This window comes from Buttiauxella ferragutiae (genome assembly GCF_022637515.1).
GTDB lineage: Bacteria > Pseudomonadota > Gammaproteobacteria > Enterobacterales > Enterobacteriaceae > Buttiauxella > Buttiauxella ferragutiae.
This window is the reverse complement of the sequence record NZ_CP093332.1, coordinates 4,272,569-4,294,309: the sequence shown is the minus strand read 5'-3', so window position 1 is coordinate 4,294,309 and position 21,741 is coordinate 4,272,569. Positions and strand designations below refer to the sequence as shown.

Annotated in this window: 20 protein-coding genes; 16 read left to right on the top strand and 4 right to left on the bottom strand. The window is 49.4% G+C overall.

Going from position 1 to position 21,741, the window contains the following annotated elements; translation table 11 throughout:
* Positions 1–138 precede the first annotated feature (138 nt).
* Positions 139–1,296, top strand: a complete 1,158-nt coding sequence (cdaR, locus tag MNO13_RS19820) for a DNA-binding transcriptional regulator CdaR (protein WP_121814277.1) — start codon at positions 139–141, stop codon at positions 1,294–1,296.
* A 48-nt stretch (positions 1,297–1,344) separates the two neighbouring features.
* On the opposite strand, the gene MNO13_RS19815 is transcribed toward cdaR, so the two are convergent.
* From MNO13_RS19815 to map, 4 genes are all read right to left on the bottom strand, one after another.
* Complete coding sequence (locus tag MNO13_RS19815) at positions 1,345–1,734, bottom strand: DUF3461 family protein (RefSeq protein WP_034493480.1); 390 nt, start codon at positions 1,732–1,734, stop codon at positions 1,345–1,347.
* 110 nt (positions 1,735–1,844) lie between these two features.
* Complete coding sequence (dapD, locus tag MNO13_RS19810) at positions 1,845–2,669, bottom strand: 2,3,4,5-tetrahydropyridine-2,6-dicarboxylate N-succinyltransferase (RefSeq protein WP_064539786.1); 825 nt, start codon at positions 2,667–2,669, stop codon at positions 1,845–1,847.
* 38 nt (positions 2,670–2,707) lie between these two features.
* Positions 2,708–5,380: a bifunctional uridylyltransferase/uridylyl-removing protein GlnD gene (gene glnD, locus MNO13_RS19805; protein WP_064540234.1), complete on the bottom strand. Its 2,673-nt coding sequence runs from the start codon at positions 5,378–5,380 to the stop codon at positions 2,708–2,710.
* Positions 5,381–5,442: 62 nt separating this feature from the next.
* Positions 5,443–6,237, bottom strand: a complete 795-nt coding sequence (map, locus tag MNO13_RS19800) for a type I methionyl aminopeptidase (protein ID WP_064539784.1) — start codon at positions 6,235–6,237, stop codon at positions 5,443–5,445.
* 310 nt (positions 6,238–6,547) lie between these two features.
* Between map and rpsB the strand changes: the two genes are divergently transcribed.
* The 15 genes from rpsB (at position 6,548) to rnhB (ending at position 21,724) form a co-directional block, all read left to right on the top strand.
* Positions 6,548–7,273 (top strand): 30S ribosomal protein S2, encoded by a 726-nt coding sequence (gene rpsB, locus MNO13_RS19795; RefSeq protein ID WP_064516318.1) that lies wholly within the window; start codon positions 6,548–6,550, stop codon positions 7,271–7,273.
* Between the two features lie 276 nt (positions 7,274–7,549).
* On the top strand, positions 7,550–8,401 hold the full coding sequence (gene tsf, locus MNO13_RS19790) for a translation elongation factor Ts (protein ID WP_064539782.1): 852 nt from the start codon (positions 7,550–7,552) through the stop codon (positions 8,399–8,401).
* A gap of 142 nt (positions 8,402–8,543) precedes the next feature.
* On the top strand, positions 8,544–9,269 hold the full coding sequence (pyrH, locus tag MNO13_RS19785) for a UMP kinase (RefSeq protein ID WP_064516322.1): 726 nt from the start codon (positions 8,544–8,546) through the stop codon (positions 9,267–9,269).
* Positions 9,270–9,440: 171 nt separating this feature from the next.
* A complete protein-coding gene (frr, locus tag MNO13_RS19780) occupies positions 9,441–9,998 on the top strand; it encodes a ribosome recycling factor (protein ID WP_034460857.1) in 558 nt (185 codons plus the stop codon).
* Positions 9,999–10,147: 149 nt separating this feature from the next.
* Positions 10,148–11,347 (top strand): 1-deoxy-D-xylulose-5-phosphate reductoisomerase, encoded by a 1,200-nt coding sequence (gene ispC / locus MNO13_RS19775; RefSeq protein ID WP_064540231.1) that lies wholly within the window; start codon positions 10,148–10,150, stop codon positions 11,345–11,347.
* A 186-nt stretch (positions 11,348–11,533) separates the two neighbouring features.
* Positions 11,534–12,286 carry a (2E,6E)-farnesyl-diphosphate-specific ditrans,polycis-undecaprenyl-diphosphate synthase gene (ispU, locus tag MNO13_RS19770; RefSeq protein ID WP_064539780.1) on the top strand — a complete coding sequence of 251 codons (753 nt, stop codon included), beginning with the start codon at positions 11,534–11,536 and terminating at the stop codon, positions 12,284–12,286.
* An 18-nt stretch (positions 12,287–12,304) separates the two neighbouring features.
* The gene (cdsA, locus tag MNO13_RS19765) at positions 12,305–13,162 is read left to right on the top strand and encodes a phosphatidate cytidylyltransferase (RefSeq protein WP_064539778.1); all 858 of its coding nucleotides are present in this window, start codon (positions 12,305–12,307) and stop codon (positions 13,160–13,162) included.
* An 11-nt stretch (positions 13,163–13,173) separates the two neighbouring features.
* Positions 13,174–14,526 carry a sigma E protease regulator RseP gene (gene rseP, locus MNO13_RS19760; protein WP_241939164.1) on the top strand — a complete coding sequence of 451 codons (1,353 nt, stop codon included), beginning with the start codon at positions 13,174–13,176 and terminating at the stop codon, positions 14,524–14,526.
* A 33-nt stretch (positions 14,527–14,559) separates the two neighbouring features.
* On the top strand, positions 14,560–16,968 hold the full coding sequence (gene bamA, locus MNO13_RS19755) for an outer membrane protein assembly factor BamA (RefSeq protein WP_241939163.1): 2,409 nt from the start codon (positions 14,560–14,562) through the stop codon (positions 16,966–16,968).
* Between the two features lie 120 nt (positions 16,969–17,088).
* Positions 17,089–17,589, top strand: coding sequence for a molecular chaperone Skp (gene skp, locus MNO13_RS19750; protein WP_064539772.1), 501 nt, complete (start codon positions 17,089–17,091; stop codon positions 17,587–17,589).
* 3 nt (positions 17,590–17,592) lie between these two features.
* A complete protein-coding gene (lpxD, locus tag MNO13_RS19745) occupies positions 17,593–18,618 on the top strand; it encodes a UDP-3-O-(3-hydroxymyristoyl)glucosamine N-acyltransferase (RefSeq protein ID WP_064539770.1) in 1,026 nt (341 codons plus the stop codon).
* A gap of 116 nt (positions 18,619–18,734) precedes the next feature.
* The gene (fabZ, locus tag MNO13_RS19740; protein ID WP_064539768.1) at positions 18,735–19,190 is read left to right on the top strand and encodes a 3-hydroxyacyl-ACP dehydratase FabZ; all 456 of its coding nucleotides are present in this window, start codon (positions 18,735–18,737) and stop codon (positions 19,188–19,190) included.
* A gap of 3 nt (positions 19,191–19,193) precedes the next feature.
* A complete protein-coding gene (lpxA, locus tag MNO13_RS19735; protein ID WP_064539766.1) occupies positions 19,194–19,982 on the top strand; it encodes an acyl-ACP--UDP-N-acetylglucosamine O-acyltransferase in 789 nt (262 codons plus the stop codon).
* Entirely contained in the window at positions 19,983–21,131 is a 1,149-nt protein-coding gene (gene lpxB, locus MNO13_RS19730) for a lipid-A-disaccharide synthase (RefSeq protein WP_064539764.1), read from the top strand.
* On the top strand, positions 21,128–21,724 hold the full coding sequence (gene rnhB / locus MNO13_RS19725) for a ribonuclease HII (RefSeq protein ID WP_241939162.1): 597 nt from the start codon (positions 21,128–21,130) through the stop codon (positions 21,722–21,724). Before lpxB ends, rnhB begins: the two co-directional genes overlap by 4 nt.
* The last annotated feature ends 17 nt before the right edge of the window (positions 21,725–21,741 follow it).

Genomic DNA, 21,741 nt, shown 5'->3' with positions numbered 1-21,741 from the left:
TCAGGGCCGCGCTATGCGGCCCTTTTTTGTGAGCCTTTCCACAACTCCATACTCTTCCTTTGTGCTTTGTGCATTTGCACAATGCTGGGGCGATTCATCTCGCCTATGCTAGGCCATTAGCACGATTCAGGAGGAAGCATGGCTGGCTGGCATCTTGATACCAAAATGGCGCAGGACATTGTGGCGCGCACCATGACCATCATTGATACCAACATCAACGTGATGGATGCGCGTGGGCGGATTATTGGTAGCGGTGATAAAGAACGTATTGGTGAACTGCATGAAGGTGCGTTGCTTGTGCTCTCTCAGGGACGTGTTGTCGATATTGATGACGCAGTAGCCCGGCATCTTCACGGCGTGCGTCAGGGCATCAACCTGCCTTTGCGTATCGATGGTGAAATCGTTGGTGTAATTGGTTTGACGGGGGAACCGGGCTCGTTGCGTAAGTACGGTGAGTTGGTGTGTATGACAGCCGAGATGATGCTTGAACAATCTCGTTTGATGCACCTGCTGGCGCAAGACAGCCGTTTACGCGAAGAGTTGGTGATGAATTTGATTCAGGCGGAAGAGCATACGCCCGCGTTGAGTGAATGGGCGCAGCGTTTGGGGATTGACCTGAATCAGCCTCGAGTGGTTGCCGTGGTGGAAGTCGACAGCGGTCAGCTTGGCGTGGACAGTGCCATGGAAGAGTTGCAACAACTGCAAACTGCGCTGACGACACCTGAGAGAAATAACCTGATTGCTATTGTGTCGTTAACCGAAATGGTCGTGCTGAAACCGGCACTCAACCAGTTTGGCCGTTGGGATGCAGAAGATCATCGCAAACGCGTTGAACAGTTGATTAGCCGCATGAAAGAAAACGGTCAGCTGCGTTTTCGCGTTGCATTGGGCAACTATTTTACCGGCCCTGGCAGTATCGCACGTTCGTATCGTACCGCTCGCACCACCATGATAGTTGGTAAACAGCGTATGCCGGAAAGCCGTGGCTATTTTTATCAGGATTTGATGTTGCCGGTGCTGTTGGATAGTTTGCGTGGCGGTTGGCAGGCGAACGAACTGGCTCGTCCGTTGGCTCGTCTGAAATCAATGGATAACAATGGATTATTACGCCGCACGCTTAGCGCATGGTTTCGTCATAATGTGCAGCCGCTGGCGACATCTAAAGCGTTGTTTATTCATCGTAATACGCTTGAATATCGGTTAAATCGCATCTCCGAATTAACGGGTTTGGACTTAGGGAATTTTGACGACCGGTTGTTGCTGTATGTGGCGTTGCAACTGGATGAACAGAGATGAAATAGAGTGGATGACGTTGTGTCATCCACTCGTGGCATACGCAGGACTTTATTTACCGCGGGTTAGCTTATCGAGATCGGATTCAATTTCACTGATCTTATGAGCAACCACAGACTCCAGATGGCGGAGATCGTCGAGAATTTTGCGTTTCAGATCGACTTCTGTGCGATCGCGCTGACACAGTTGATCCAGTTCATCAATCACATAACGCAAGTTCGGGCTGATTTCCTGTACTTCTTTGTAGCCCTGGCCAACGCCATCGGCAACGACAGTTTTACGCTGGCGTGGGTATTTAAACTTCACGCTTTTAGCAAAAAACTCGCCTTTATCCTTCTGGAAATAGATTTTCAGGATATCGTTGTTGGCTTCCTGCCGGAGGCTATAACGATCGATTTCATCAGGATTGGTAATACCCAGACTTTTCAAGTTATCGTACATAGTGTTACCTTTTCGATATCATTAACCTATAGATAATCAACGGAAAATTCCCTTTCCGCCAGTCCCGGATGCAAAAAAGGCGAGTCGCCCCGCCTTTTGAACATTTATATTTAGTCGATAGTGCGAAGCAGTTCGTTGATGCCCACTTTACCGCGGGTTTTGGCGTCTACTTTTTTCACGATAACCGCGCAGTACAAGCTGTACTTACCATCTTTGGATGGCAGGTTACCGGAAACAACTACGGAGCCTGCTGGTACGCGGCCATAATGCACTTCACCCGTTTCACGGTCATAAATACGCGTGCTTTGACCGATGTAAACGCCCATGGAAATGACAGACCCTTCTTCAACGATAACGCCTTCCACAACTTCTGAACGCGCACCGATAAAGCAGTTATCTTCGATAATGGTTGGGTTAGCCTGCAGTGGTTCCAGAACACCACCAATTCCCACGCCACCAGACAGGTGTACGTTTTTACCAATCTGCGCGCAAGAACCTACGGTCGCCCAGGTATCAACCATCGAGCCTTCATCAACGTATGCGCCGATGTTGACGTAAGAAGGCATCAGAACGGTATTGCGCGCGATGAATGCGCCCTGGCGTACTGCCGCTGGTGGCACAACGCGGAAACCTTCTTTCTGGAAGCGTGCTTCGTCATAGTTGGCGAATTTCATCGGCACTTTGTCGAAGTAGCGGCTTTCTGCGCCATCAATAACCTGGTTGTCATTGATACGGAAAGAGAGCAGAACGGCTTTTTTGAGCCACTGGTGGGTAACCCACTGGCCATCAATTTTTTCGGCAACGCGCAGCGCACCGCTGTCGAGCAGGGAGATGACCTGGTTTACCGCTTCACGAGTCACGGTATCTGCATTTGCCGGAGTGATTTCGGCGCGGCGCTCGAAAGCGGTTTCAATGATATTTTGTAGCTGCTGCATTAAAATTTTCCTGATCGTAGCTGAATTAAAAAAGACTGTTATTTATCGTTGGGATTAAGGGCCGCTGTCAACCGTTGCTGTACTTCCTGTTGTAACTCATCATTAAGAGCACGCCGGTCGGCAGTGGCTATTATAAATAAATCTTCTACTCGCTCACCAATTGTCGTGATTCTTGCGCCATAAAGCGAGATCCCGAGATCGGCAAATACTTCCCCAACCCTTGCCAGCAAACCTGGCTGATCTAAAGCAATCAGCTCCAGGAATGTGCGTCTGTCGGTGTGTGTCGGCAGGAAATTCACCTCAGTATCGACAGTAAAATGGCGCAGTTTTGCCGACTGGCGCCGGGGTTGTGGTGGCTGCCAGCTGGCTTGCGTGATGGCTTGTTCCAGGCTGTGGCAAATAAGCTCGTGCCTGTCGGCGGAAAGCGGGCTGCCGTCTGGCTCCAGTACAATAAAGGTATCCATCGCCATTCCGTCGCGGGTGGTAAAGATTTGCGCGTCGTGAACACTAAGGTTACGCCGGTCTAACTCCGCGCAAACCGCAGCAAACAGGTGAGGGCGGTCAGGGCTCCAGATGAAAATTTCGGTGCCACCGCGAGTTGCCTGCGGGCTGAGTAAAATCATCGGCTTGCTGAGATCGTGTTTCAGTAAATGGCGCGCATGCCAGGCAATTTGGTTTGGTGTATGGCGGACGAAATAGTTTGCCCGGCAACGGCGCCAGATATTATGCAGGGCTTCTTCGTTTATGTTGTCCATACGCAACAATGCCAGCGCCTGTAATTGATGATGGCGCACACGTTCGCGCATATCCGGGCTGTTCTGCATCCCGCGGCGTAGCTGTTTTTCGGTTGCGAAGTACAGTTCACGTAGCAAGCTTTGTTTCCAGCTGTTCCACAAGGTTTCGTTAGTCGCGCAAATATCGGCAACGGTCAGGCAAACCAAATAGCGCAGGCGGTTTTCAGTCTGTACCTCTTCAGCGAACTGCTTAATCACTTCTGGATCCTGAATATCGCGGCGTTGTGCCGTTACCGACATCAGCAAATGCTGGCGTACCAGCCATGCGACTAACTGTGTTTCACGCGAGTTCAGCCCGTGAAGTTCCGCAAATTTTACAATGTCCTGCGCGCCGAGGACCGAGTGATCTCCGCCACGGCCTTTGGCGATATCATGGAACAGGGCTGCGATCAGAATAAGTTCCGGATGCGCCAGGCGTGGCCACAGATCCACACATAAAGGATGTTTCGAGCGAGTCTCTTCTTTGGCGAAACTCTCCAGTTTTAGCAGCACACGAATAGTATGTTCATCAACGGTATAAGCGTGGAATAGGTCAAACTGCATCTGGCCGACGATATGCGACCACTGTGGCATATAAGCCCACAACACGCTGTGGCGGTGCATCGGTAATAATGCGCGGCTAACAGCACCAGGGTGGCGCAGGATAACCAGAAACAGTTCACGCGCCTCAGGAATGTAGCAAAGAGGCTGTTTGAGATGGCGACGTGCATGACGTAAATGGCGCAGGGTAGTCGAATAAATTCCGGTGATGTCCCGATTGCGTACCATCGTGTAAAACATGCGCAGAATGGCCTGTGGCTCGCGCATAAACAGTGTTTCGTCACGCAGATCAATCAGTGTTCCGCGCAGCTGGAAGTCATCATCAAGCGGGCGAGGTTTTTCGCTGGCGTCCAGGGCAAGAATCGCTTCGTCAAAAAGCTGCAATAGCATCTGGTTAAGCTCACCCACACGTCGGGTCACGCGATAAAAATCTTTCATCATGCGCTCGACTGGCTCATTACCTTCACCGGTGTAATTCAGGCGTTGGGCAACGCTGAGCTGGCGGTCGAACAATAAGCGGTTGTCATAGCGATTCACTTCAAGATGCAGCGCAAAACGGATGCGCCATAACAGGTGCTGACATTCGTCGAGTTCATTTCGTTCCGCTTCGGTTAAAAAGCCAAAGCCGACCATTTCACTTAATGACGTTGCGCCAAAGTGGCGACGGGCAACCCATTGCAGGGTATGGATGTCGCGCAGGCCACCGGGGCTACTTTTGATATCTGGCTCGAGGTTATAACTGGTACCGTGATAACGTTGATGACGTTCGTTTTGCTCGTCAATTTTGGCGGCAAAGAATTTCGCCGATGGCCAAAAACCATCGCTAAAAATGTGTTTTTGAAGTTCGAGAAACAGAGCGACATCGCCAATCAGCAAGCGCGATTCAATCAAGTTAGTGGCGACGGTTAAATCTGACAAACCTTCGAGTAAACACTCTTCAAGCGTACGCACGCTGTGGCCGACTTCCAGTTTCACATCCCACAATAGCGTTAGCAGCTCGCCGATTTTCTGGGCTTGAGATTCGGTCAGACGCTTACGGCTGAGAATCAGTAAGTCAATGTCGGAAAGAGGATGTAGCTCCCCGCGTCCGTATCCCCCAACCGCGACCAGAGCCGTTTCGGCAACATCGCCAAAGTCATATTTCAGCCACAACCGCTGTAGCAGTTGATCGATAAATTCGGTGCGGGCATCCATTAACTTTTCGGCTGAAATCCCGTCATCAAAAGCGCGCCCCAGCCATTGCTGGAAGAGGTCGATTCGGGCTTTTATCTGGCTGCATTCAAGCTCTGCATCTGGCCAACTGACGGGGTATTCAGGTTGCCCGGAAATCTCAGGAAGCACTGTGGTCGCGTACTGCTCGGGTAAACTCTGGGTCATGTCGCCATCCATAAAAAAAGCCGGCATAAGCCGGCTTCGATCGCTGACTTTCGTCAGGCGAATCACTCGTTATGCGAAATCACACTTGGGATGGTGTCATCTTTACGCAAAGTGAGAATTTCGCAGCCGTTATCTGTCACCACAATAGTATGCTCGTATTGTGCAGACAAGCTGCGATCTTTGGTTTTCACCGTCCAACCGTCTTTCATGGTGCGAATGCGGTAATCACCGGAGTTCACCATCGGCTCGATGGTGAACGTCATACCCGGTTGCAGTACTACGCCGCCGTCGTCAGCATCATAATGCAGCACTTGTGGTTCTTCGTGGAATACGCGACCAATACCGTGTCCACAGTATTCACGTACTACAGAAAAACCTTCTGCTTCAACGAACTTCTGAATTGCCGCACCGAGGGTACGCAGGCGAATGCCTGGTTTTACCATGCGCAGAGACAAATACAGGCTTTCTTGCGTGATACGACACAGACGCTCACCAAGGATGGTTGGTTTGCCCACGAGGAACATTTTTGAGGTATCGCCGTGGTATTCATCTTTGATGACAGTGACGTCGATGTTGACGATGTCGCCATCTTTCAAAATTTTAGTGTCATCAGGGATACCGTGGCATACCACTTCGTTGATGGAGATGCACACGGATTTTGGGAAGCCGTGGTAACCCAAACACGCTGAAATAGCCTGTTGGTTGTTAACGATGTAATCGTTGCAAATACGATCCAACTCACCAGTGCTAACACCAGGCCGCACGTGAGGTTCAATCATTTCCAGCACTTCAGCGGCAAGCCTGCCCGCAACGCGCATTTTTGCAATTTCTTCAGGGGTTTTAATTGAGATAGCCATTAATTCGATCCGCAGGTGTCGTCAATATCGACAATAATTGAGCAAGTGTATAGCAATGTTATCAGGGCAGGCGATCGGTGCCAAATTGAGAATCCTTGCGCGCACTATCTGCCAACAACTATTGGAGTCCTGGTGCGTTTTATGGTATAAAGCGCGCCGGACTTGTATTTCGATTTTTCGGATACAGCCAACACTCTCACTTTGTGTAAATAACACACACGTATCGACACATATTCCGGGGTGCCCTTTGGGGTCGGTAATATGGGATACGTGGAGGCTTAACCCCAATCACTATATAGAGGTTTTAATCATGGCAACTGTTTCCATGCGCGACATGCTCAAGGCTGGTGTTCACTTCGGTCACCAAACCCGTTACTGGAACCCGAAAATGAAGCCTTTCATCTTCGGCGCTCGTAACAAAGTTCACATCATCAACCTTGAAAAAACTGTACCTATGTTCAACGAAGCTTTGGCTGAACTGAGCAAGATTTCTTCTCGTAAAGGCAAAATCCTTTTCGTTGGTACTAAGCGCGCAGCAAGCGAACCAGTAAAAGAAGCTGCTCTGAGCTGCGATCAGTTCTTCGTGAACCATCGCTGGTTGGGCGGTATGCTGACTAACTGGAAAACCGTTCGTCAGTCCATCAAACGTCTGAAAGACCTGGAAATCCAGTCTCAGGACGGTACCTTCGACAAACTGACCAAGAAAGAAGCGCTGATGCGTACCCGTGAGCTGATTAAGTTAGAAAACAGCCTCGGCGGTATCAAAGACATGGGCGGCTTGCCGGATGCACTGTTTGTAATCGACGCCGATCACGAACACATTGCAATCAAAGAAGCGAATAACTTGGGTATCCCAGTATTCTCTATCGTTGATACTAACTCTGATCCAGATGGCGTTGATTTCGTTATCCCTGGTAACGACGATGCAATCCGTGCTGTAACCCTGTACCTGGGTGCTGTAGCTGCTACCGTTCGTGAAGGCCGTTCTCAGGATCTGGCTTCTCAGGCAGAAGAAAGCTTCGTAGAAGCTGAATAATAAGGTTCGCTCTTATTTGAGCTCTTATTAACCAGGTATACCCTTTAGATTTCGAGTTGCAGGTAGACGGCAAACTCAAGAATCCCCAGGAGCTTACTTAGGTAAGTGACTGGGTGAGTGAGTGCAGCCAACGCCCCTGTGGCTTGAAAGATTATGGGTATATTGAATAGTTTGGTTAGGGGGCCTGCACAGGCCCCCTTTTTATTTTGAGCCAGGGTTCGTCTGTTCCGTGGACCAGGGCTTATCTCTCTCTACGAGATAACCGAGGATTTTAGAATGGCTGATATTACTGCTGCTCTGGTAAAAGAACTGCGTGAGCGTACTGGCGCAGGCATGATGGATTGCAAAAAGTCACTGACTGAAGCTAATGGCGACATTGAGCTGGCAATCGAAAACATGCGTAAGTCTGGTGCGATCAAAGCGGCTAAGAAAGCAGGCAACGTTGCTGCTGACGGCGTGATCAAAACTAAGATTGCTGACGGCTATGCTGTGATTCTGGAAGTTAACTGCCAGACTGACTTCGTTGCTAAAGATGGTGGTTTCCAGGCATTTGCTGACAAAGTGCTGGACGCTGCTGCTGCAGGCAAAGTAACTGACATCGAAGTGCTGAAAGCACAATTCGAAGAAGAGCGTGTTGCACTGGTTGCTAAAATCGGTGAGAACATCAACGTTCGTCGTGTTGCTGTTCTGGAAGGCGACGTTCTGGGTAGCTACCTGCACGGTGCTCGCATCGGTGTTGTTGTTGCAGCTAAAGGCGCTGACGAAGAACTGGTTAAGCAAATTGCTATGCACGTTGCTGCAAGCAAGCCAGAATTCGTTAAGCCAGAAGATGTGTCTGCTGACGTGGTTGAGAAAGAGTACCAGGTTCAGCTGGACATCGCTATGCAGTCTGGTAAGCCGAAAGAAATCGCAGAGAAAATGGTTGAAGGCCGCATGAAGAAATTCACCGGCGAAGTTTCTCTGACTGGTCAGCCTTTCGTAATCGACCCAAGCAAAACTGTTGCTCAGTTGCTGAAAGAGCACAATGCTGACGTGACTGGCTTCATCCGCTTTGAAGTGGGCGAAGGCATCCAGAAAGTTGAGACTGACTTCGCAGCAGAAGTTGCTGCAATGTCTAAGCAGTCTTAATTTTTAAAGGAGCCGCCAATTGGCGGCTCCTTTATATCTGCCTTTAAAAATCAGTCTGCTCTGATACAGATCTTACTGATATGCGACACTATGTCGCCTGAATTTACCATCCCCATTCGTTGACTGTTCCCAGGAAAGAATCATGGCTACCAATGCAAAACCTGTCTACAAACGCATTCTGCTCAAGCTAAGCGGCGAAGCGCTGCAAGGTACCGAAGGCTTCGGTATTGATGCAAGCATCCTTGATCGTATGGCTCAGGAAATTAAAGAGCTGGTTGAATTGGGCATTCAGGTCGGGGTGGTGATTGGTGGTGGCAACTTATTCCGCGGTGCGGGCCTGGCAAAAGCCGGTATGAACCGTGTTGTGGGCGACCACATGGGCATGTTGGCCACCGTCATGAACGGCCTGGCAATGCGTGATGCGCTTCATCGCGCCTATGTGAACGCCCGCTTGATGTCCGCTATTCCATTGAATGGCGTGTGTGATAACTACAGCTGGGCAGAAGCCATCAGCCTGCTGCGTAATAACCGCGTAGTTATCCTGGCTGCCGGTACTGGCAACCCGTTCTTTACCACTGACTCTGCAGCGTGTTTACGCGGTATTGAAATTGAAGCTGACGTCGTATTGAAAGCGACAAAAGTTGATGGCGTGTTTACCGCAGATCCGGTTCAAGATCCTACCGCTACGCTTTGTGAGCAATTGACCTATACCGAAGTACTGGAAAAAGAACTGAAAGTGATGGACCTGGCGGCGTTTACCCTCGCACGCGATCACAAAATCCCGATTCGTGTTTTCAACATGAACAAACCTGGTGCGCTTCGCCGTGTTGTGATGGGCGAAAAAGAAGGCACTTTAATCACTGAATAATTTCAGTCGATGATAAATCAGGGTAAGATTCGATTTCACTTACTCTGATTAATTGAGTAGCAGGCAACCCCAACGGGCGCCATGAATAAACAGGGCTATACTTAGCTCGCAGCGTCTGCATCGCAGCGTGAAGTGTGGTCTGCCCTAAACCAGTTTTCAAGGATTCGTAACGTGATAAGTGATATCAGAAAAGATGCCGAAGTGCGTATGGAAAAATGCGTAGAAGCATTCAAAACTCAAATCAGTAAAATCCGCACCGGTCGCGCCTCTCCATCTCTGCTGGACGGTATCATTGTGGAGTATTACGGAACACCAACTCCACTGCGCCAACTGGCAAGTGTAACGGTTGAAGATTCTCGTACACTGAAGATCAACGTGTTTGACCGCTCCCTGAGCCAGGCCGTTGAGAAAGCGATCATGACTTCCGACCTCGGTCTGAACCCAAGCTCTGCCGGTACCGACATTCGTGTTCCACTACCAGCACTGACTGAAGAACGTCGTAAAGACCTGATCAAAATTGTACGTGGCGAAGCTGAAGGCGCGCGCGTTGCGGTTCGTAACGTTCGCCGTGATGCTAACGACAAAGTTAAAGCGCTGCTGAAAGATAAAGAAATCAGTGAAGATGACGATCGTCGTTCACAGGATGACGTTCAGAAAATGACTGATGCTGCTATCAAAAAAGTAGATGCTGCGCTTGCTGAGAAAGAAGCTGAGTTGATGCAGTTCTAATCCGTTGAGATGACGGATCAAACGCCGTATACAGGCTGTGGCTAACGTTGCAGTCATTGTTTACGGCGTTTTGTTTTTCACGCGAAAGTGTCGGCAATCTCTCTGTGTCGCGGCAAACTATTATTAATTCTAAAATTCCAGAGCGTCTTATGAAGCAACTGACCATTCTTGGCTCTACCGGGTCTATCGGTACCAGTACCCTTAGCGTTGTTCGTCATAATCCTGAGAAGTTTTCCGTCACGGCATTAGTTGCCGGGAAAAATGTCGCGCGTATGGCCGAGCAGTGCCTGGAGTTCCAGCCAAAATGGGCAGTGATGGATGATGAGAAGTCTGCCGGTGAGTTACGTCGCCTGTTAAAAGAGCATGGGAGTCGCACCGAAGTCCTGGCAGGGCAGCAAGCGGCTTGCGAAATGGCCGCGCTGGATGAAGTTAATCAGGTTATGGCCGCGATTGTTGGTGCTGCGGGGCTGTTACCAACACTTGCAGCTATCGCTGCAGGCAAGCAAGTTTTACTGGCAAACAAAGAGTCGTTAGTGACTTGTGGTCGTCTATTTATGGACGCTGTTCAACGCAGTAAAGCCCAGTTGCTACCTATCGACAGTGAACACAACGCAATTTTTCAGAGTTTACCGGAACCAATCCAGCAAAACCTCGGGTACGCTGAACTTGAGAGTAATGGCGTTTCGTCCATTATTCTTACTGGGTCAGGTGGCCCGTTCCGTGAGACGCCTTTAGGCGACTTGGCTGCAATGACGCCAGACCAGGCTTGTAGCCATCCGAACTGGTCGATGGGACGTAAAATCTCTGTCGATTCAGCCACCATGATGAATAAAGGTCTCGAATATATTGAAGCTCGCTGGCTATTCAATGCAACAGCGAAGCAAATGGAAGTCCTGATACATCCGCAGTCGGTTATCCATTCGATGGTTCGCTATCGCGATGGCAGTGTATTGGCACAATTGGGCGCGCCAGATATGCGCACACCAATCGCGCATGCAATGGCGTTCCCGGAGCGTGTTATATCCGGTGTTGAGCCGCTCGATTTTTGTAAAATTGGCACTTTCACCTTCATGGAACCAGACTATCACCGCTATCCTTGTCTGAAATTGGCGATGGACGCGTTTGAGCAGGGGCAGGCCGCAACGACAGTACTAAATGCGGCTAATGAAGTGGTTGTTGAAGCCTTCTTACGCGAACAACTGCGATTCACCGAGATTGCAGCCCTGAATCGGGCCGTGTTGGAAAGTGTTGATTTGACGGAACCGAAGAGCGTTGAAGATGTGATTACTGTGGACGCAAAAGCGCGTGAAGTTGCCCGAAATTTGGTGACACGTATCGCTTCCCGATGATTATTCATCCGGCTGATGTGCCTCCATTTGTTAGCTCTGTGCTTCAGTGATATAGTCTGCGCTATCTTTCAGTCGATAATTATTGACTGAAAGATAGGTAAGCCGTGTTATAGCACGGCTTTTTTATGTAAAAGCTGAAATCATTCTGAGTACCGCTTAATCCTTATCTGGGAATAATTACGTCTTATGTTGTCTGCAAACCAACAATTAAGCGAATCACAATCTGACCATGGCGCACGTCATGTTGCCATCATTATGGACGGTAATGGACGTTGGGCTAAACGACAGGGGAAGATGAGGATTTCCGGCCATAAAGCGGGTGCGAAATCAGTACGGCGGGCTGTGAGTTTTGCAGCAAATAACGGTATTGATGCGCTAACACTTTATGCCTTCAGTAGTGAAAACTGGAATCGCCCTGCTCAAGAAGTCAGCGCGTTGATGGAATTGTTCGTGTGGGCTTTAGACAGTGAAGTCAAAAGTTTACATCGACACAATGTTCGTCTGCGGATTATTGGTGATACCAGTCGATTCAATGCTCGCCTGCAAGAACGTATTAACAAAGCCGAAGCCCTCACCAGTGCCAATACCGGTTTAACTCTCAACATTGCCGCGAATTATGGCGGACGTTGGGATATTATTCAGGGAGTGCGGCATCTTGCCGAACAGGTACAGGAAGGCTTATTGCGCCCAGACCAGATTGATGAAGAGATGCTGAGTCAGCAAATCTGCATGAATGAACTGGCTCCCGTAGATTTAGTAATTAGGACAGGGGGAGAGCATCGTATCAGTAACTTTCTGATTTGGCAGATTGCCTATGCAGAACTTTATTTCACTGATGTTCTTTGGCCTGATTTCGATGAACAAGACTTTGAAGGTGCACTACATGCTTTTGCAAATCGAGAGCGTCGTTTTGGCGGCACGGCACCTGGTAGTGAGTAAGCCTGTTGGGGGTCACCTTTGCTGAAGTATCGCCTGCTTTCTGCGTTTATTTTAATCCCGGTGGTTATAGCCGCGCTATTTTGGCTCCCACCCGTAGGATTTGCTATTACCACTCTGGTGGTCTGCATGCTCGCCGCCTGGGAATGGGGGCAACTGGCAGGCTTTAAAGCACGCTCTCAACGAGTATGGCTTGCTGTGCTGTGCGGCCTGTTATTGGCGCTGATGTTGTTTGCATTGCCCGAATACCAGCGTACGGTCCATATTCCGCTCATTGAGGCGTCACTTTGGGCATCGCTTGCCTGGTGGTTTGCGGCACTGCTACTGGTGTTGTTCTATCCGGGCTCTGCATCCATTTGGCGTAATTCAAAAACACTGCGTTTGGTATTTGGTGTGCTGACGATCGTGCCGTTTTTCTGGGGCATGATTGTACTGCGTAACTGGCATTACGATATCAACCACTACACCGGTTCAATCTGGCTGTTGTATGTAATGGTACTGGTCTGGGGCGCGGACTCCGGAGCGTATATGTTTGGCAAAATGTTTGGCAAACATAAACTAGCTCCGAAAGTATCGCCTGGCAAAACATGGCAGGGCTTCTTCGGTGGCTTGTTCACTTCTGCGATTATCTCAGTGCTGTTCGGCATGTGGGCGAACCTGGATGTGTCACCGGCTATCCTGTTGACCTGTTCGGTCGTTGCGGCTCTGGCTTCAGTTCTTGGTGACTTAACCGAAAGCATGTTTAAGCGCGAAGCTGGGATTAAAGATAGCGGTCACCTGATCCCCGGTCATGGTGGTATCCTTGACCGCATTGATAGCCTTACAGCAGCAGTACCGGTATTTGCCTGTCTGTTATTGCTGGTATTCAGGACGATTTAACGGAAGGTTATATGCTGAGCTTACTCTGGAATTTGGCTGCATTTATCGTTGCACTGGGTGTGTTAATTACCGTGCATGAGTTCGGCCATTTTTGGATTGCTCGTCGCTGCGGCGTAAAAGTAGAGCGTTTTTCCATTGGTTTTGGTAAAGCGCTCTGGCGTCGCACTGACCGTCATGGTACCGAATTTGTCATTGCCCTAATCCCTCTTGGCGGCTACGTCAAAATGCTTGATGAACGTGTTGAGCCGGTTAGCCCGGAACTGCGCCATCAGGCTTTCAATAACAAAACTGTTTCTCAACGAGCAGCAATTATTGCTGCCGGTCCGATTGCTAACTTTATCTTCGCTGTGTTTGCTTATTGGCTTGTGTTTATCATTGGTGTGCCCGGTGTTCGTCCGATTGTTGGCGAAGTTATGCCCAACTCGATAGCGGCCGAAGCACAAATTGCACAAGGCACGGAACTTAAAGCGATAGATGGTATCGAAACGCCTGATTGGGAATCAGTTCAACTTGCGTTAATGGGCAAAATTGGCGATGACAGCGTCAAGATGACGACGGCACCGTTGGGCTCGAATCTGAAAAGTGAAAAAACGCTCGATTTGCGCCACTGGCAATTTGACCCAGAGAAGCAGAATCCGATCACTTCTTTAGGTATCGAACCACGTCGTCCGCAGATTGAGACAGTACTACAGGAAGTACAGCCAAATTCCGCAGCGGAAAAAGCGGGTTTGCAAGCTGGAGACAGGATCGCTAAAGTCAACGGTGCGGCACTGACTCAGTGGACAGAATTTGTTAGTCAGGTGCGTGACAATCCAGGTCAGCCACTGGAGCTAGAAATAGAAAGACAAGGGGCGCTCTTGTCTTTAACGTTGATACCGGATACAAAACCGGGTAAAGCGAAGGCTGAAGGGTTTGCGGGTGTGGTTCCAAAGGTTATCCCGCTACCGGATGAGTATAAAACAGTACGCCAGTATGGGCCGTTTGCGGCTGTTGCGGAAGCCACGGATAAAACCTGGCAACTGATGAAGCTTACGGTCAATATGCTGGGAAAATTAATAACCGGTGACATCAAGCTGAATAACCTCAGTGGGCCAATCTCCATAGCTCAAGGGGCTGGTATGTCAGCGGAATCTGGGTTGATTTACTATCTGATGTTCCTGGCGCTGATTAGCGTCAATCTGGGGATTATCAACCTGTTTCCGTTACCCGTCCTCGACGGGGGGCATCTGCTCTTTTTGGCGATTGAGAAACTGAAAGGTGGGCCGGTTTCCGAGCGAGTTCAAGACTTTAGTTACCGCATTGGCTCTATATTGCTGGTGCTGTTGATGGGGCTTGCACTTTTCAATGATTTCTCTCGGTTTTAGAGAGAATTAGGTTAGGAAGAACGCATAACAACGATGGCGATGAAAAAGTTGCTCATAGCGTCGCTGCTGTTTAGCAGCGCCACCGTATACGGTGCAGACGGGTTCGTGGTGAAGGATATTCATTTCGAAGGCCTGCAGCGAGTCGCCGTCGGTGCGGCCCTCCTCAGCATGCCGGTTCGCGTAGGCGATACTGTCTCTGACGAGGATATCAGTAATACTATCCGTTCACTTTTTGCTACCGGGAACTTCGAAGATGTCCGGGTGCTGCGTGATGGTGAAACGTTGGTTGTACAGGTGAAAGAACGCCCGACAATCGCGAGTATTACTTTCTCTGGTAACAAGTCCGTGAAGGACGACATGCTTAAACAGAACCTCGAGGCTTCTAGCGTGCGTGTCGGTGAGTCACTGGACAGAACAACCCTGGCCGATATTGAAAAAGGGCTGGAAGATTTCTATTACAGCGTTGGTAAATACAGTGCCAGCGTGAAAGCCGTTGTTACGCCACTGCCGCGTAACCGTGTTGACCTGAAACTGGTATTCCAGGAAGGCGTTTCCGCCAAAATTCAGCAAATCAACATCGTGGGCAACCATGCGTTTACTACTGACGAGCTCATTTCGCACTTCCAGTTGCGTGATGAGGTGCCGTGGTGGAACGTGGTGGGCGATCGTAAATATCAGAAGCAGAAGCTTGCTGGTGATCTCGAAACACTGCGCAGTTACTACCTGGATCGTGGTTATGCACGCTTTAACATCGATTCTACCCAGGTCAGCCTGACGCCTGATAAGAAAAGCATTTACGTTACCATCAACGTGACAGAAGGTGATCAGTATAAGATTGCTGGCGTGACGGTGAGCGGTAATCTGGCAGGGCACTCAGCAGAAATTGAAACGCTGACTAAGCTCAAGCCGGGCGAGCTTTATAACGGCACTAAAGTGACCAAAATGGAAGACGACATCAAGAAATTGTTGGGTCGTTATGGTTACGCCTATCCGCGCGTGCAAACACAACCTGAAATCAATGATGCAGACAAGACCGTTAAACTGCATGTTAACGTTGATTCAGGTAACCGTTACTACGTACGTAAAATTCGCTTTGAAGGTAACGACACCAGTAAAGATTCTGTCCTGCGTCGCGAAATGCGCCAAATGGAAGGAACGTGGCTGGGTAGTGACCTTGTCGACTCAGGCAAAGAACGTCTGAACCGTCTGGGATACTTCGAAACTGTAGATGTCGACACGCAGCGTGTGTCAGGTAGCTCTGACCAGGTTGATGTGGTTTACAAAGTTAAGGAGCGTAATACCGGTAGCTTCAACTTTGGTATCGGTTACGGTACTGAAAGTGGTATCAGCTTCCAGGTGGGTGTCCAGCAGGATAACTGGCTTGGAACGGGTTACTCTGTCGGTATCAACGGGACCAAAAACGATTATCAGACATATGCGGAATTGTCCTTAACCGACCCGTACTTTACAGTTGATGGTGTGAGCCTTGGCGGTCGTGTCTTCTACAACGACTTTAAAGCAGATGACGCGGACCTTTCTGACTACACCAACAAAAGTTATGGTGTGGATGGAACCCTTGGTTTCCCGGTTAATGAAAACAACACGTTGCGTCTTGGTGTAGGTTATGTACACAACGACCTGTCCAACATGCAGCCGCAGGTTGCGATGTGGCGTTACCTGGATTCAATGGGTCAATCAGCGGGTACTACGTCGACTGATAATGGTTTTGCGGCAGATGACTTCACGCTGAACTATGGCTGGACGTATAACAAACTTGACCGTGGTTACTTCCCAACGGAAGGTTCACGTGTGAACCTGAACGGTAAAGTGACCGTACCAGGTTCTGACAACGAGTTCTACAAAGTCACGTTTGATACAGCAAGCTACTTCCCAATTGATGATGATCATACCTGGGTAATGTTAGGCCGTGCTCGTATTGGTTACGGTGATGGCCTGGGCGGCAAAGAAATGCCGTTCTATGAAAACTTCTATGCCGGTGGTTCCAGTACAGTCCGTGGCTTCCAGTCCAACAACATTGGTCCGAAAGCGGTCTATATTGGTGGTCCTGGAAATGATAATTGCGACCAGCCTAACGGGTATTGCTCATCCGACGATGCAGTCGGTGGTAACGCAATGGCTGTGGCAAGTTTAGAACTTATCACGCCAACACCATTCCTGAGCGATAAGTACGCGAACTCAGTTCGTACTTCCTTGTTCATGGACATGGGTACCGTTTGGGATACAAACTGGGATAATGAGAAGTATTCTGCTGATGGGATTCCTGATTACAGTGACCCAAGCAATATTCGTATGTCAGCAGGTATAGCATTGCAATGGATGTCACCATTAGGGCCGTTGGTATTCTCTTATGCCCAACCGTTCAAGAAATATGAAGGTGACAAAGCGGAACAATTCCAGTTTAACATTGGTAAAACCTGGTAATTGTTTTGCGCAAAGGAATGCGAGTAAGCAGTGTCGCGTTGATGCCAGTTCGCTAAATGCAGAACTGGCACTCGCAAAAAGAGTGTCTCAGGACACATACGGGATGGTAAGGAGTTAATTGTGAAAAAGTGGTTATTTGCCGCAGGTCTTGGCCTCGCTATGGCTGCATCAGCCAGTGTTCAAGCAGCTGACAGCATTGCTGTAGTGAACATGGGTAATCTGTTCCAACAGGTTGCACAGAGCACCGGTGTGTCCAAAACTTTGGAAAACGAGTTCAAAGGCCGCGCGAGCGAGTTGCAGAATATGGAAGGCGATCTGCAATCCAAAATGCAAAAGCTGCAACGTGATGGTTCTACCATGAAAGCTGCTGACCGTAGCAAAATGGAAAAAGATCTGATGGCTCAGCGCCAGCAGTTCCAGACCAAAGCTCAAGCTTTTGAACAAGACCGTAACCGTCGTTCTAACGAAGAACGTGGTAAACTGGTTACTCGTATTCAGAGCGCAGTGAAGAAAGTTGCTGACGACAAAGGCTACGACGTAGTTCTGGATACTAACACCGTTGCTTATGCAGGCAGCAGTGTAAAAGACATCACTTCAGATGTTCTGAAACAGGTTAAATAAGTAATGTCTTCAATTCGACTGGCTGATTTAGCCCAGCAGTTGGATGCAGAATTGCACGGTGATGGCGAACTCGTCATCACCGGCGTTGCATCTATGCAAACGGCAAAAGCAGGCCAAATTACATTCATGGTAAACCCTCGTTATCGTGAGCAATTGGCTGTTTGCCAGGCTTCTGCCGTCGTGATGACTGAAGCCGATCTTCCTTTCGCACATAGCGCAGCTTTGGTAGTGAAGAACCCCTACCTGACTTATGCTCGTATGGCGCAAATTCTTGATTCCACGCCGCAACCTGCTCAAAATATCGCGCCAGGCGCGGTGGTTGATGCGACTGCGACGTTGGGTAAAAATGTTGCCATTGGCGCTAATGCGGTTATCGAATCTGGCGTAGTGCTGGGCGATAATGTCGTGATTGGCCCTGGCTGTTTCGTGGGCAAAAACACCAATATTGGTGCTGGCACTCGCCTGTGGGCGAATGTGTCGATCTATCACGAAATCCAGATTGGTGAGCAGTGCCTGGTTCAGTCCGGTACAGTCATTGGTTCTGATGGTTTTGGTTATGCTAACGATCGTGGAAACTGGGTGAAGATCCCCCAGCTTGGCCGAGTGATCATTGGCGATCGTGTTGAAATTGGTGCATGTACAACAATCGACCGTGGTGCACTGGACGACACGATTATTGGCAATGGTGTTATCATCGATAATCAATGCCAGATTGCACATAACGTTGTGATTGGCGACAATACTGCCGTTGCTGGTGGTGTCATCATGGCTGGTAGCCTGAAAATTGGGCGCTACTGTATGATTGGCGGTGCCAGTGTTATCAATGGTCATATGGAAATCTGCGATAAAGTCACCGTGACTGGAATGGGCATGGTAATGCGCCCAATCACAGAACCGGGAGTTTACTCCTCAGGTATTCCACTACAGCCAAACAAAGTGTGGCGTAAAACAGCCGCGTTGGTGATGAATATCGACGAAATCAGCAAGCGCTTGAAATCAGTTGAGAAAAAAATCAATCAACAAGACTAAAAGTCACCCGCCCAAGACGCGTTAGTGCTTACTGATTTGCGGCCTGCTAGCTATCCCGAGATAGCCGCAGGCCGTGTTATTATTGTCATTTGGTACATTTAGACAGGAAGAGTATCTTGACTATCGACACTCATACTCTGCACATCGAAGAGATTTTAGAACTTCTGCCGCACCGTTACCCGTTCTTGCTGGTAGATCGCGTGCTGGATTTTGAAGAAGGCCGTTTTTTACGTGCAGTAAAAAATGTCTCAGTAAACGAGCCGTTTTTCCAGGGCCACTTCCCTGGTAAACCGATTTTCCCAGGTGTTTTGATTCTTGAAGCGATGGCGCAAGCCACCGGTATTCTTGCGTTTAAAAGCGTAGGCAAACTGGAACCTGGTGAGCTTTATTACTTTGCTGGTATTGATGAAGCACGTTTCAAGCGCCCAGTCGTGCCTGGTGACCAGATGGTCATGGAAGTTACTTTCGAGAAAACCCGCCGTGGTCTGACGCGCTTCAAAGGCGTGGCAACTGTTGACGGTAAAATTGTCTGCGAAGCAACTATGATGTGTGCCCGCAGCCGGGAGAGTTAATACGTGATTGATAAATCCGCCTTTATTCATCCATCAGCCATTGTGGAAGAAGGTGCCGTCATCGGTGCTAACGTTCATATTGGTCCGTTTTGTATTGTTGGTCCGCATGTTGAGATCGGTGACGGTACCGTTCTGAAGTCTCATGTTGTGGTAAATGGTCATACGACTATTGGTCGCGATAACGAGATATATCAGTTCGCGTCCATTGGTGAAGTGAACCAGGATCTTAAATATGCTGGTGAACCAACCCGAGTGGAAATTGGCGACCGCAACCGCATTCGCGAAAGCGTAACCATCCATCGAGGAACAGAACAGGGCGGTGGCTTGACGAAGGTGGGTAGCGATAACTTACTGATGATTAACGCCCACGTGGCGCATGATTGTACGGTTGGTAATCGTTGTATCCTCGCGAATAACGCAACACTTGCTGGTCACGTTTGCGTTGATGATTTTGCCATCATCGGCGGCATGACCGCGGTGCACCAGTTCTGTATTATCGGTGCGCACGTGATGGTGGGTGGCTGCTCTGGTGTAGCACAAGATGTTCCACCGTATGTTATTGCGCAGGGCAACCACGCGACACCATTTGGCGTCAATATCGAAGGGCTTAAACGCCGCGGTTTCAGTAGAGAAGCAATCCACGCAGTTCGTAATGCGTATAAAATTCTCTACCGCAGCGGGAAAACCTTCGAAGAAGCTAAGCCTGAGATTGCTCAAATTGCCGAGCAACATCCAGAAGTGAACGCATTCGTTGAATTCTTCGCTCGTTCAACTCGTGGTCTGATTCGCTAAATGAAGCCTGGTCGTCCGCTTACGATTGCCCTGGTCGCCGGAGAAACTTCCGGCGATATTCTTGGTGCAGGTCTGATTCGTGCATTAAAAGCTCGTGTTCCTGATGCTCGCTTCGTGGGTGTCGCTGGGCCATTGATGCAGGCTGAAGGTTGTGAAGCCTGGTATGAAATGGAAGAGTTGGCCGTGATGGGCATTGTTGAAGTGCTGGGTCGCCTGCGTCGATTACTTCATATTCGTGCTGATTTGACTCGCCGTTTCACAGAATTACAGCCAGATGTTTTTGTCGGTATCGATGCGCCTGATTTTAACATCACGCTGGAAGGTAATCTCAAAAAGCAGGGTATTCGTACCATTCATTACGTCAGTCCTTCTGTTTGGGCATGGCGTCAAAAACGTGTTTTCAAAATTGGCAGAGCAACGGATTTAGTGCTCGCATTTCTGCCTTTCGAAAAAGCGTTTTACGATAGATTTAATGTGCCGTGTCGGTTTATCGGTCATACCATGGCGGATGCTATGCCGCTTGATCCTGATAAAAATGCCGCACGCGCGACTTTAGGTATTTCCCCTGAGGCTAAATGCCTGGCACTGTTGCCTGGTAGCCGCGGTGCAGAAGTTGAAATGCTCAGCGCAGATTTTCTCAAAACAGCACTTTTGCTGCGTGAACGTTTTCCGAGTCTGGAAATCGTTGTTCCGCTGGTTAATGCCAAACGTCGTGAACAATTCGAACGAATCAAAGCTGAAGTCGCTCCAGACTTGACGATGCACTTGCTCAATGGGCAAGGGCGCGAAGCGATGGTGGCGAGCGATGCCGCATTGCTGGCATCGGGTACCGCTGCACTGGAGTGCATGTTGGCGAAATGCCCGATGGTGGTTGGTTATCGCATGAAGCCGTTCACTTTCTGGCTTGCGAAGCGCCTGGTTAAAACTGATTACGTTTCATTGCCAAATCTGCTGGCTGGCCGTGAACTGGTTAAAGAGTTATTGCAGGATGAGTGTGAGCCCAATGCGCTTGCGAAGGCGCTGGGCCCGTTGCTTGAAGACGGTGCGCAGAGTCACCAAATGCATGACACCTTCCGCGATCTGCATCAGCAAATTCGTTGTAACGCAGATGAACAGGCCGCAGACGCCGTGCTGGAGCTCGCACAATGATTGAATTTATTTACCCTCATACGCACCTGGTAGCAGGTGTTGATGAAGTGGGTCGTGGCCCACTGGTTGGCGCAGTTGTCACTGCGGCGGTGATTCTTGATCCAGCAAAACCTATTATTGGCCTTGCTGATTCGAAGAAACTCTCTGAAAAACGTCGCAACGCGCTTTACGATGAAATCATCGAAAAAGCGCTGTCCTGGAGTCTTGGCCGAGCTGAACCGGAAGAGATCGACCAGTTAAACATTTTGCATGCCACTATGCTGGCGATGCAGCGTGCAGTTGCTGGCCTCAGTGTGGTGCCTGAATATGTGCTGATCGATGGTAACCGCTGCCCAGCGCTACCAATGCCTTCAATGGCGGTAGTAAAAGGCGACAGCCGGGTTGCAGAAATTAGCGCGGCATCGATAATTGCCAAAGTGACGCGCGATCGTGAAATGACAGAGCTAGACCTCTGTTTTCCGCAATACGGTTTTGCCCAACACAAGGGTTACCCTACCGCTTTTCATCTGGAAAAGTTGGCAGAGCATGGTGCGACTGAACATCATCGTCGTAGTTTTGCTCCGGTCAAACGCGCTCTCGGACTGGCGTCCTGATTTGCGGACGTACGTTA

Coding starts and splice junctions, on each gene's coding strand:
- cdaR (WP_121814277.1), top strand. CDS start 139: ATGGCTGGCTGGCATCTTGATACCAAAATGGCGCAGGACATTGTGGCG.
- map (WP_064539784.1), bottom strand. CDS start 6,237: ATGGCTATCTCAATTAAAACCCCTGAAGAAATTGCAAAAATGCGCGTT.
- lpxD (WP_064539770.1), top strand. CDS start 17,593: ATGTCTTCAATTCGACTGGCTGATTTAGCCCAGCAGTTGGATGCAGAA.
- dapD (WP_064539786.1), bottom strand. CDS start 2,669: ATGCAGCAGCTACAAAATATCATTGAAACCGCTTTCGAGCGCCGCGCC.
- rnhB (WP_241939162.1), top strand. CDS start 21,128: ATGATTGAATTTATTTACCCTCATACGCACCTGGTAGCAGGTGTTGAT.
- ispC (WP_064540231.1), top strand. CDS start 10,148: ATGAAGCAACTGACCATTCTTGGCTCTACCGGGTCTATCGGTACCAGT.
- bamA (WP_241939163.1), top strand. CDS start 14,560: ATGGCGATGAAAAAGTTGCTCATAGCGTCGCTGCTGTTTAGCAGCGCC.
- ispU (WP_064539780.1), top strand. CDS start 11,534: ATGTTGTCTGCAAACCAACAATTAAGCGAATCACAATCTGACCATGGC.
- rseP (WP_241939164.1), top strand. CDS start 13,174: ATGCTGAGCTTACTCTGGAATTTGGCTGCATTTATCGTTGCACTGGGT.
- rpsB (WP_064516318.1), top strand. CDS start 6,548: ATGGCAACTGTTTCCATGCGCGACATGCTCAAGGCTGGTGTTCACTTC.
- pyrH (WP_064516322.1), top strand. CDS start 8,544: ATGGCTACCAATGCAAAACCTGTCTACAAACGCATTCTGCTCAAGCTA.
- glnD (WP_064540234.1), bottom strand. CDS start 5,380: ATGACCCAGAGTTTACCCGAGCAGTACGCGACCACAGTGCTTCCTGAG.
- MNO13_RS19815 (WP_034493480.1), bottom strand. CDS start 1,734: ATGTACGATAACTTGAAAAGTCTGGGTATTACCAATCCTGATGAAATC.
- lpxB (WP_064539764.1), top strand. CDS start 19,983: ATGAAGCCTGGTCGTCCGCTTACGATTGCCCTGGTCGCCGGAGAAACT.
- tsf (WP_064539782.1), top strand. CDS start 7,550: ATGGCTGATATTACTGCTGCTCTGGTAAAAGAACTGCGTGAGCGTACT.